The 12933-nt window shown below is 44.0% G+C and carries 5 protein-coding genes; all 5 read right to left on the bottom strand.

The features are described from left to right. Positions 1–323 precede the first annotated feature (323 nt). The 5 genes from DN752_RS23400 to DN752_RS23375 all read right to left on the bottom strand — a co-directional run bounded on the left by DN752_RS23400 (position 324) and on the right by DN752_RS23375 (position 12781). Positions 324–4475 carry a hybrid sensor histidine kinase/response regulator transcription factor gene (locus tag DN752_RS23400; RefSeq protein WP_162633341.1) on the bottom strand — a complete coding sequence of 1384 codons (4152 nt, stop codon included), beginning with the start codon at positions 4473–4475 and terminating at the stop codon, positions 324–326. Positions 4476–5305: 830 nt separating this feature from the next. Further along, the gene (locus DN752_RS23390; protein WP_112786218.1) at positions 5306–7465 is read right to left on the bottom strand and encodes a beta-xylosidase; all 2160 of its coding nucleotides are present in this window, start codon (positions 7463–7465) and stop codon (positions 5306–5308) included. A 234-nt stretch (positions 7466–7699) separates the two neighbouring features. Continuing rightward, a complete protein-coding gene (locus DN752_RS24640) occupies positions 7700–9727 on the bottom strand; it encodes a hypothetical protein (protein ID WP_162633340.1) in 2028 nt (675 codons plus the stop codon). A 52-nt stretch (positions 9728–9779) separates the two neighbouring features. Next, positions 9780–11159 (bottom strand): cellulase family glycosylhydrolase, encoded by a 1380-nt coding sequence (locus DN752_RS23380; protein WP_112786217.1) that lies wholly within the window; start codon positions 11157–11159, stop codon positions 9780–9782. Between the two features lie 275 nt (positions 11160–11434). Continuing rightward, complete coding sequence (locus tag DN752_RS23375) at positions 11435–12781, bottom strand: FGGY-family carbohydrate kinase (protein WP_112786216.1); 1347 nt, start codon at positions 12779–12781, stop codon at positions 11435–11437. Positions 12782–12933 lie beyond the last annotated feature (152 nt).

Genomic DNA, 12933 nt, shown 5'->3' with positions numbered 1-12933 from the left:
CAGGTCAAATAGTTCAAATAACGACATTGTAGACAGTAATGGAGTGATCTGGACGTTTTTTCTAAAATACATTAAAAGAATACCAAGCTCAATTATCTAAAGCACTTTTGGTAAACATTACCATGAAGGGGTTATTTTATTGAGAATAAAACCTAAAAACCTCAATTCGATTATAAAAGCGTCTCCGTACAGTAGCCGGAACAGGAACTACGAGCCTGTCTGAAGCCGAAGGCAGGCCTGTCTGAAGCCAAACAGGGCTTAGGGAAAGATTTGAGGGATGGAAGCCGTAGCAGTCTTAGTATTTGGCACACCAGTTTATCAAATCATTCAATTCCCAAATTGGCTTTGAAGCGTTGGGCGTAAGCCTTTGGACTCAGGCCATGGTATTTCTTAAATGACTTTGAGAAATAATTGGGATTTTTGAACCCTACTTGGTAGCCGACTTCCGAAACATTGGTCTTTCCCTGTTCGATAAGTGTGGCTGCTTGTTTCATTTTTATAGATAAGATAAAATCATTGGGAGTTTGGTTGGTCCATGCTTTGAATTTTGTAAACAATAAGGACCTACTGATACCTAATTCCTCACACAAATACTGGATGTCAAAAAATTCGTTTTTTAAATTCTCCTTTATTATTTGGATAGCACTGTTCATCATCTCTTCATCCCTAGAGTTTACGGTCGCTTCCACTACGGCAAACTCCCCTGTTTCCGCAAATTTTTCTTTGAGTTTTTTCTGAGTGGTGATGATGTTTTTGCATTTGAGCAGTAGCTCCTTTAATTCAAAAGGCTTGCTCAGGTATTCGTCAGCTCCTGACTCCAATCCATTATATTTATACACCAAAGAGGTACGGGCAGTGAGCAGGATAAATGGAATATGGCTTGTGCGAAGATCTCCTTTGACCTTGGCACAAAATTCAATACCGTCCATCACTGGCATCATGACATCACTAATGATAAGGTCTGGTTGATCTGCGATGGCTTTTTGGAATCCAATGGCTCCGTTTTCTGCTAAGGACACCTTATAATACTCCATTAAGGCACTTTGGATAAATTGGGCTATATCCGGATTGTCTTCTACAATTAGAACAGTCCCTTCATTTCCCGATGGATCATGCTCCTCTATGATCGACCGCACCTGCTCCTGAATATTCAATACCGACGATTCATCGGTGTATTGTGTGATGTCTTCGCTGTTTTTGAAGGATACGATAATTTCATCATTCATTAGGTGCTCTCTCCCTGTCCTAAGTTCCATGATGAAGGTACTTCCCTTTCCTTCTTCACTATTTACCTTTAACTCCCCTTTATGCAAATCCATGACATTTTTAGCAATAGCCAATCCTATCCCCGAGCCATAAATTAGTTTTTCACGCTTTTTCAATTTTGGGATTTCATAAAACCTATCAAATATTTTCTCCAAATGATCAGGCGAAATGCCTACACCATTGTCTTTTACCAGTACCAAAACCTTTCCATTGGCGCTGGTTACAGTGACTTTAATTTTTCCCTTTGATGGCGTATATTTAAATGCATTGGATATCAAGTTATACAGTACTTTTTCCAATTTGTCCCGATCAAAAAACACATTGATCTCTTCATATTCCGAATCAAAGGTATACTTGATCTTGTTCAGTTTGGCTTGCTGGGCAAAGGAAAGGAATATTTCATTGGCAAATTTTACTATATCCCCTTCTGCTGCCTGCAATTTCATCTGCTTACTCTCAAATTTCCTGAAGTCCATCAGTTCATTGATCAGTTTAAAAAGCTGGTCTGTATTCTTTTTGATCACCTGTAACTGCCTAAAAACCGAACTTGGCCCTTCATAATTACCCATGATTTTTTCCAGCGGCCCGGATATCAACGTCAAGGGCGTTCTGAATTCATGGGAAATATTAGTGAAAAACTGTAATTTCCGTTGGTTAAGTTCTTGTTGATTAAGGAATTCTTGGGTTTCCATTTCCAGTTTGTGCTGGAGGTTCAAGCGGGACTTAAAAAAATATATGAATAGAATCAATGCCGATAGCAAAAGGACAGCATAAAGTAAATATGCCCATACTGTCAACCACGGCGCACTCTTTACCTTAACTTCAAGTTTAGTAGTAATGGGAGTTTCGATTCCGTTGCTATTGATCCCTTTTACTTCAAATACATAATCACCACCCCGCTGAATGGTAAAGGTAACAAAGGAATTAGAGGTAGTGCTCCATTGCTCCCCGAGGCCTTTCAGTCGGTACATATAGGTATTCTTATCTGCATTGCTGAAATTGGGCATTGCAAATTGTATAGTGAAGATATTCTGATCGTAATCCAAGGTCACTGACTCGGTATACTCGATGGACTTTTGCAAAATCCCCGTACTGTCATTGGCCTGTAGTTTATAATCAGCTATACTTAGTCCTGTCAAGACTACTGGAGGTGCATAACTGTTCTCTATTTCCAAATTACTCGGCTGAAAAGTAGTCACCCCAGAAGCACCTCCAAAAAACATCCTTCCATCAGATGCATGGAGCTTAGCGCCTCTATTATACTCATTTGCCTGTACACCATCGTTCCGGTTATATATCCGTTGGTCTCCATTGGTCGGGTCATAAGTGACTATGCCTTCTTCCGAGCTAAGCCATAAACTCCCTTCTGAATCCTCAGAAATGGCAAAGATACTGCTTACCCCAGATAGCCCCGAAGGATATAACTGATCTCCTTCTACACGAAATAGACCAAAGTTATGCGCAGCCACCCATATTTCTCCATTAGAATCTTCGAAAAGATCATGAATATAGAGGTCATCAGGGGTCCCATCTGCCATTTCAAAAAACTCAAAATCATAATCACCCGCTTGATACTTCGAATAATCTAATCTACATAGACCTTGACCCGTACCTATGTACAAGTCGTTTTTTAAGCTGCGCAATAAGGCCCTTACATTATTATTGGCTATCATGGACTTCGTACCATCGGCGTTAAAATTCCTAATGGACTGTTTCTTTGTATCCAATAAATCCAGCCCCCTGTTAAGGGTTCCTATCCAAAGTTTTCCATCAGGCGCCTCCTCCAGGGACAATAATTGGTCTGTAGTCAATGTGTTTGGCGCTAACGAATCAGTTGTCCCACGATATTCCTTAAAATCTCTCGTATTTAGATCCAGTAGTACCAGCCCCCTGCTAAATGTCCCAATCCATAATTTATCGTCGCTCTCAAACAATAAATCCTTTACAGACCCAATATAATTTCCGGGTCCCAGTTCATTGATTTTTTGAAATTCCATCCCCTCTGGATTGAGCACAGTCAGTCCTGCCCCTTCGGTACCAATATAGATATTCTTATTGCTTCCTTCCACTAGCGTGCTCACCACGTTATACCCTAACTGCGTTCCGTTGCTCTCTTCTATATTCTCAAAGTTCAACTGTTTATCATCCCAATAGTTCACACCACCATAATAGGTCGCAATCCATACTCCCCCCTGACTATCCGTAAAAAGGGACCGGATAGAATTATCTGTCAAACCATCCGGCTTTTGGGGGTCATGTTTGATTTTCCTGATCAGTGTATGTGTGCTATCTATAACATTTAACCCATCATAGGTCCCCACCCAAAGTCGATGGTGCTTATCAAGAGTCAAATCCTGAACGAGATTATTGGTCAGTGTCTGACCGGAACTTTCTCCAAAAGCTTCAAATTTTTCAGTGGAAATATCAAAATAAAAAAGTCCATGATGTGTCCCTATCCACAAGTTACCTTTATGGTCTTCCTTTATAGAGCTGACATTTTCACTAAAAGGACTTTCCTTATTGCCCTCTTTTATGGTAAAATCCCTAAAAACAAGTTCATCTCCCTGGACCTCTTCCAGCTTGTTGAGGCCAGATCGCGATCCTACCCATATCGCTCCGTTACTGGATTGGTAAAGGCAATTGACAAAACTTGAATTGATGGTCTCAGGTCTGGTCTCATCATGCAAATAATAGGCAACCTTTCTTTCTTTTTCATTTAGGACATTGATGCCGTTTTTGGTAGCTATCCATACCACATGGTCACTTATTCGCAATACATCGTGTACAAAACGCGAAGAGATCGCCATGTCTGACAACGTCTCCTCTTCAAAATCAATCGAGGAATGGTTCTTGGGGTCAAAAATGCTCAGGCCGCTTTTGGTCCCCATCCATATCCCACGGGCACTATCCACATGGATAGCGTATATATCGTTTATCCGTAGCTTATCAGTGTCCCCTATTTCCCGGCGCATTACCTTCAATTCCTTACCATCGTACCTCATCAGTCCGTTTCGGGTTCCAAACCAGATGAGTCCCTTTTGGTCCTGGCCAATGGAGTTAACTGAGTTTAGGGAAAACCCATCAGAGGTCGAAATATGCTTGAAATTATTGATTTGGTCCTGTCCTAAAGCGGATTTAACCTCCGCTCCAATCATCAAAAAGTACACTATCAGACCAATCAATGAAACCGCCATTGAAGGCTTTTTCACAGTTATATGGAGAGGAACAACTCCGGTGATTATCTTTTTTGGCGCTCTTGGGTTTAAATAGCACTTCACGTTCTTATATTTTCTTTACCACTACTCCTTTTACCTTCTCTGGATCAAGGGCCCAGTCTTTGGAAGCAGGGGTATTTCAGGTGATTTTTTTTGGGAAACACATTACCAATAGTAACTTTTCATTTGACAAAACAAACGAATGTATATTTATCCATTGCAGCAAATGGAATACTATTGATCTGTTGGTAATAGCAAATATAGCAATTAGCCACTATCCACCAACGAACAAGCCCCTCCTAAAACAGCTGTACTTCTTTTCTGTCGGTGACAAAACCTTCATGATTTCCCTTTTGCCTATCGCCCAAGGAGAACAAGCACTGCGAGCCTGCCGGGCTCGGGACCATAGTCGTCAGTTTAACTTAGCTGTTCGAGATTTGTAATCTCGAACAGAGATAATGGGGATTTGCCCCCCCTAGGCCATTTGTAAAGAGCCCAAACTTCAATAAGGATATAGGTTTCCAACAACTTACATTAGCCTGACGGCTATGGGCTCCGGACAGGCTTGCCTGGCTCCACCCAAGACAGGCTTGCCTAGCTTCACTCCAGATAGGCTTGTCTGAAGTCCAGCAGGCCTGTTTGGAGCAGAGAAGCTTGCTATGACGGATTGATAGCGATTTATGCCCCAACTCAGGCTATGATTAAGCACTTTGTGATGGTAGAATCAATTAACCCCGGCTTATCCCGGTTTATGCATTAGGAATCGTTATGACCTGTCCAGACAGCTATCGGGATGGGCTGAAAGTGCACGAAAATCAGTTGATTTACAACACTGCTAATTTGATTTCACTAAGGTCTTTTTCAAGACTAGAGCCACCAACTGAAATGGTAAAATCTCCAGGCTCCACTATTTTTTCCATGTTCTGATCATATATCGACAGGTTTTCAGGATTCAGTTCAAACTGGATGGTTTTGGTTTCACCTGCTTGCAACGGAACCCTTTCAAAGCCCTTTAACATTTTGTTATATCGGCCTACTGAGGCAAAATCATCTCTGACGTACATTTGCACCACTTCATCACCAGCCCTGCTGCCTGTATTGGTCACATCTACGGATACGATGGCTTTTTCGCCAGCTTTGATTTGGCGCTTATCGAGCCTTACATTGCTATAGCTAAAAGAGGTATAACTAAGTCCATGTCCAAATGGAAACAAGGGGGATTTATCGGTAAATTTATACAGTCCCTTTCCCGACCCTACAAAGTCAGGTCTCTCCAGATAAGTTACAGGTAGCTGCCCCACTGATCTAGGAAAAGAAACGGTAAGTTTTCCTCCCGGATTATAGTCCCCAAAGACCACATCAGCCAATGCATCCCCGCTACGCATTCCTAGATACCAGCTTTCGATAATAGAAGGAATGTTTTCCGCTATATAGTTTATCGTAAGTGGACGGCCATTTATCAGTACCGCTACCACCGGTTTTCCGACTTTGTGGATGGCCTCAACAAGTTCATTTTGGACACCAAAAAGATCCAAATCTGCACGATCTCCGCCTTCTCCACAGGTGGCAGTGGAGCCGCCAACCGCCAAAATCACTACATCGGATTTCTTGGCTGCTTCGATGGCTTCTGCAAACCCTGCCTTGGAACTGCTCGTAAGTTTACAGCCTTCCGCATAGTTGATTTTCACTTTGTCTCCCACCTTTTGTCGTATACCTTCCAGCACGGAAGTATAATATGGCGGTATACCAGCATACCCTCCGAGAAGCGTATATTTTTTCCCTTTGGCCACCTCTTCATGGGCATTTGGGCCGATTACTGCTATAGAATTGACCTTGTCAATGTCCAGAGGCAATAGGTCATTGTCGTTCTTTAACAGCACTACGGACTTTTTGGCAATGTCCAGCGCCAGCTCTTGGCTTTCTGGTGTACTTACCACGTCCTTTACCTCATCGGTATCCTCTTGGTCAAATAGGCCAAGTTTATATTTCATTTTCAATATTCGTGATACGCTTCTGTCTACGTGCTTCACCAAATCAGGATTACTGGTCAACGTATCTTCCAATACCTCCATAATATAGGCTGCATTAGCAGGATCCTTACCGATTACCAAGTCCACATCTACTCCAGTCTGCAGTCCCATTACGGCTGCTTCCTCCCGAGATTTGGCGATATAATGCATATGGTGTAATCTTGAAACATCATTATTGTCCGAGACGATAAATCCATCAAATCCCCATTGGTCCCTAAGCAAATCTTGTATCAACCATGTGTTCATATGACAAGGCACACCATTGAGATCTTGGTGGCCGGGCATAATACACCCTACTCCTGCTTCTTTTACAGCTGCTTCGAATGGAGGAAGATGAACCTCATAAAGCCTCCTTTTTGAAATATCACTAAACCCACCGTTGATTCCTCGGCGGTTTTCGGGGTAGGCAACAAAGTGTTTTGCTGTGGCTAGGATGTGGTTTTCATCAAACTTTTCACTACCTGTTCCTTGTAAACCTTCAATAAAAGCCACTCCCATCCGAGAGACCAAATAAGGATCCTCACCATAAGACTCTTCTACCCTTCCATAACGGGGATCACCCGTAATCACATCCAAATTAGGAGAATAACAATGGGTAAGATTTGCCGCTCTGGCCTCTTTGGCAATCGCCGTGGTCATTTCTTTGATCGTTTTCGGATCCCAAGTAGACCCCAAGGCTATCGCCTGTGGATATACCGTCGCCCCAGGAAGCCATAAGCCATGGAGACACTCACTGTACTGCATCATCGGAATACCCAGACGCTCATTTGGAGGAGCATCTTGTGTGAGCTCCGCTACTTTTTCTGCCAACGTCATCCTACTGACCAGCTCTGCTACCTTTTGGTCAATAGTGGATTGTTTCTCCGTATTTTTTCCATGAGTCTGGCACCCCATGACAAGCACCATGATCAGAAGCGACCAAAAATAGCCACAAATAGTTTGTTGTACTTTCATTGTAACTGTGTTAATTTATTTCAACCAAATTAAAGCAGCAGCGTGAAAAGAATCGTCTAAAAAAAGGGTGTTTTCGTCCAAAAGTTCTCCAAAATCAACTTAAACCCGAAATAGGCATTAGCCTGGCTACGCCACCGCATACAGGTATTGCGTTCCAAAGGGTTTTGGAAGCAGTCGTTCGGAAACAGGATTTCTATTTCCACCTTAGTGAAACATCTTTTATCATGCCTCCATTCACTTATCTATATAATCCAATAGCAATTTTTTTACATCTTCTACAGTTCCCAGTTCCACTCCTCCTGATGTGGCTCCTGTAATCCAATACAATACCATTCCGGCATCTGAGCAGTCCCATTTTCCTTTTTGGAATTTCACCACATCGTCCACTTCCGCAATTTTCCCCATTAGCCATACCCATTGTATCCTAGGATCGTGGTGATCTTTTGCCCAATCCCAAGCCTCCAAGGCTACTTTAAGATGGACATTCTGATCAGGTATCCGCACTTCTTCCACGCCGAAATCAAGTATATTTTGCCATGTATAAAAATCACCTGCATCATCATTTGCTGAGTGATGGGTGACCACCTTCACAAAGGAATGTTTAGCAGGTAGGGACGCATCCAAGGCCAAGCCAATTATATCAGGTTCTCCAGCTTCCACAATCCATAAAGGATCCGATGCCGAAGAATTATTTATGGCTCTGGCCAGGTCGTTGACCGTTTCCTCTTGCTCCCATAGCGCATCATGGAATTTCAAGGAATCAAAACCTCCCCAACGACGTGCCGTCACATCACATGCTACCTGCATCAGGGAATGCCGCTCTTTCTCTGCACGCTCAGAAATCCGGTCCCCTCTGACCAAATCACAACTATGGGAGTAATGGACCAAGCGATCCGCCAGGCCCGATGCCTGCAATAAGGCCAAAGAAACCGCCGTACCTCCCAAATCATCAGGATCCGGTGAGTTTCCATCTGCTACAATAGCCAATCTCCCCACTGGCGGCGATATACTGATAGGATCTCTGCCGTATTGGTCACTGTCCATGTTACTTTGCAGTAGCTTCCCTCGTCCTGCAGGGGCAAATACGATACCTGACCATCTTCCCCTCGCCCACTCTTTTCCATCAGCACTCGCTATAGTGGCCTGAACGGTCACGATATCACCCTTGGTTAAGGAAATATTTTCCCATACATGGTTATATGTGGGCCCCTGCTCAAACATTTTATCAGAAAGAGGAAAAGAAAAACTCCCTAGGTCGCGGTCATTTACCCTTAGTGAATACGTGGGCTGTCCATCGCTTTCTCCCACTCCTACAAACAGTATATCGTACTTTCCACTAGAAAAATAAAAAGGCATCGAGATTTTTGCCCGTTCACCCTCTTCCGGATTTATGGCCAACCAATCTCCATGCTTGTCTTTATAAAAACCTGAGCCTTCGACTGCATATTCCTTGGCAAAAAATGTCTTGTTGTCCGCTGAAGAAGTGGACAGCCTCGCAATATACGATGGCTCCCTGCTGTTCTGATTTGTTGAACCATTCGAAAGATCCCTTTGCTTTTCCGTAGATGGAAGGCCTATTCCTGTAGGTTGATAGTCCACATCTTTGGTCAAAATAAACTTATCGAATTCAAACCCATCTTCCCGCATGCTGAACTGGATCTCATGCATACCCGCTTTATCTACATCCAGATAAATCTCATGGGGCACCCCGCAGTGTTCTTCCTCGGTTCTTTGCTTACTTTCCCAAGTCCAGCCATTCTTACCTTCACACCATTGCATCCGTTGGCCACTCGTAGGCCACGCTCCATCAATGCCCACATGTACCCCATTGTCTTCGCTTCCAGTCGAATACGCCCTTACCCATACATAATACCTACCTGGTGTATTAAACTTTACTTGGTAATGTAGTACACCTATTTCCCCGGCTTTATTGGAAAAATTCTCCCCATGAACCAATTCGTCCGAATGATCCGTCCTTGTATCAGGCAAAATCTCCATATAGGTTTCGTTGCTCGCTCCCGAAGCATGGTTTTCTTTACCTTGGATAGCAGGTGCCGATGCCTGCTTGCCTGATATGGCATACCACTTTCTCTTTGTTGTTTTGGATTGTTTATAGAAATGCTCTGCTTCGACCGCAACTATTCCGTTTTTTTCTTCATAATCCCACTCCAGAGAGCCATTGTGTGCGACATTTACCTGCGAATGGGCTTTACCGATAGATACGAAAACGGTTGCTGATAAAATTATTAATATGATGCGCATATTGTTATTTTTTTGCTGTAGTTTAAAATAGAGATTCCGCCCAAGGAGATTATCAACGGGTAACACCTGGCTCGATCCTCAGCTCCAAATCCGTATGGTCCAGTGGCCAATCCAACACGATGAGTTGTTGTTGTACCTCATCCCAGATAAAACCATCAACTTCCCAATTATTTTCGTTTTTAACCACCTCAAGTCCTGTGTTATGCAGTGGGTTTTGAATCAGGGTCAATTCATCTCCTAGTCTAACAGAAAACCCATCAGGGTAATGTCTGTTTGCCCCGACGAAGATATGGGAAGGGCCTTTCTGATTGTCTGAAGTAATCTTCACCGCCAACGTCCTAGTGGCGAAATCAAAGCCAAATGACCGGATACTTCCTGCGATCGCTTGGGGATAAGGCCTGGCTATGATATCCGTGATATATTTCCGCTCCACCGTTCCCACACCATTGGGATCACTGAATATCGCCCAAGTAGATGGCCCTCCAGGAAGAAAATTTTGCATCTTACGGTTGCCTGAAAACCAAGCCTTTATCGACCCCACTCCTAAACTGTCAAACATATTTACCGTATGGATATAAAAATCCATATAATTCCTCTGCTCATGGGCGGAGGAATCTGTGGTTTGGAAAGTAGGAAAGCCCCACTCCCCTACGAGCATGGGCCCCTTTTGCAGTGCTGCTTCTTGCTCAAATCTTAGCATAGTAGGTTTTATCCATTCTTTCTTGTTTTGGTAGATATGCGGGGTAAACACTACATTCTCACGGTTTATGGCTGCGGTGATCTCAGCATATTGATTATGGTTGACGGCATCACCTTTGTTCATAAAAATAGCTTGGCAGTACATCAACTTATCTGCGTTGAATTTTTGGCCTTCGTCGATAATCTTCTGGTAGAGCGGAACCAAATAGTCATTGGTCAAATCCTCATACGAAATATCCATCGATTCCTTCCTTGGCTCGTTTACAAGGTCATACCCTTTTACTGCTACTTGATCTTGGTAACGTTCCCAAATATTTTTCCATGCATCAATATAGGTCAAGTGTTCATCGTTTCTGTTTTCCCAAAACTCTTCCCAACTGAAGCCTTTCACACCATATACCGTCATTTTAAACACGGTCTTCATACCGTGCTCTTTCCCCAGCTCCACCAATGTATCCAGTTTTTGTAAATATTCAGAATCCACTGTACAGCCTGTAAAACCACTCACCTTCCCCAATTCCAGCCGGATCACCTGATAATTTGCACCCATCCGGACCATTCTCAAATAATCGTCTTTGGTGTAAAACAATTCACCCATTGCATCATTGGTGTTGACCACAAAGCCTCGCGGGATCACATGTCGCCCATTATCATCTCTTGCCCCTTTTTCGATCTGACCAAATGCCTGTGCGGCAAAACACATAAGAAGTACCGTGATTTTAAAGATTTTCATTTATGTTACATTAACCTTTCAACATATAGAATGAAACAATAGTTAATTGTAACCATATGCTTCATTTAATCTCCAATGAAGCCATTATTCCCCATTGAAAAGTCCAAAAAACAGGTAATATTGTATGGAATTCTTCTTTCTTTAAAACAAGGTAAAAAAAGGGAAGTCTGAAGACTTCCATAAGTATGAGGTCGCAAGTCTTCAGACTTGGACCAGGGCTTAATTGGTCCAAGTCTAAAGACTTGCGACCATAACTTCCCAAAGTCTTCGGACTTCTACACCATCTTCTTCTCGCTGGCCTCCAGTACCAGGGCCGCGCCGTAGGCCGATCCCAGTGGGAAGTCCGAAAACACCAGCTCGCAGTCCGGAAGGTAGTGTCCCAGCAGTTCCATGAACACCTCATTGTGGACAAAGCCGTCGTCGACAAAGACCTTATGGATAGCGGAATTCCCCCTTGCCAATTTGAGCGACGCTACCTGCAGCAGCGTCAGCCCCCAGATCAAATGGTGGTAGGCCTCTTCAAAACTGTCAAATGCCCCGGGCTCCCACTCATTGCCGCCGTAAAGGGACTTCACCAATGGTGTCTCCGCGATATGCGCCGGACAAAACGTATTGCGGACCTTTCCGTCCTTGATTTGCCGGATGATTGCCGGGTCGGCAGGTACCGTCTTGTAATATTTGTCGGGCTTGTCAAAATGCCTGTTGATCCGGTCCATCTGGTAATTGAACTCGTAGCCCATAAAAAAGCGGGATGCCTTCACCGGATTGCCATCGATACTGAGGAAATTCAGGCAGTCATTGTGGAGTTCTTCCCGTGTCAGTGGATCTTGGGTAAACGGGTTGAGGGAAATGCTCCAGGTGCCGGTGGAGATCAACAGGAACGGTTCCTTTACCCGCACCAGATAAGAGGCAAGCGCCGAGGAACTGTCGTGGATACCTACACCGACATCCACTTTCCGGCCACAGATCGCTGCCGTGTACAATTGGCCCGTCGGTACGATCTCAGGGAGCACCCGGTCGATGCCTTCCGCCTTCACCCAATCATGGTACTGGCCTTTTTGGAAGTCCCAGAGACGTGTATGGCAGCCGATGGAAGTGGGCTCGCTCACCGCCTTGCCCGTAAACAGATAGCTCAGGTACTGGGGGAAGTGCAGGGAGTGTCTGATCTTGGCAAACAGTTCCGGTCTCGTCTTCTTCAGCCAGTACAGCTGCAGCCCGGAATTCAGCATGCCCAATGAAGGGGAAGCGGTCTCCAGGTTGTTGGCCTCCTCGGGATAGCGCCGGTAAAACCCGTCAAGCACCTCTTGGGGGATTTCCTTCAGGTAATTATAAAGTGGTGTCAGCGGCTCGCCATCCTCGCCAATATGGACAAACGACGCGCCATAAGTGGAAAAATTGATCCCCTTGAGCTCATAGTCCGGTGACCGGCAGATGCCCTCAACACTGGACCTTATCCAATCCGTCAATGCTGCCAGGTCATCACATTCAAAACCATCCTCGTCCGCTGTCAGCGGGATCTTGTTGTACTCCTGCTTGATCTCATTGCTGTGCCCATCAAACAAAAAGAACTTCTTGTTGGTCTTTCCTATATCAAATATGGCAATTACCGGTATTGGCGTCATGGGGTAAGTTAATTAGACTTCACGTTGGAAGCTGGTAATACAAAACCGGCAATCCAGTTCAATTTTTCAGAAGAAAATTCTCAAACCTATTAAACCCGTGAAAAAGGAAATGAACGGATTGCCGGAAGTTGCTGTAATGATTGTATTGATGT

The organism is Echinicola strongylocentroti (assembly GCF_003260975.1).
GTDB classification, from domain to species: Bacteria; Bacteroidota; Bacteroidia; order Cytophagales; family Cyclobacteriaceae; genus Echinicola; species Echinicola strongylocentroti.
This window is presented reverse-complemented; position numbering and strand designations above follow the sequence as displayed.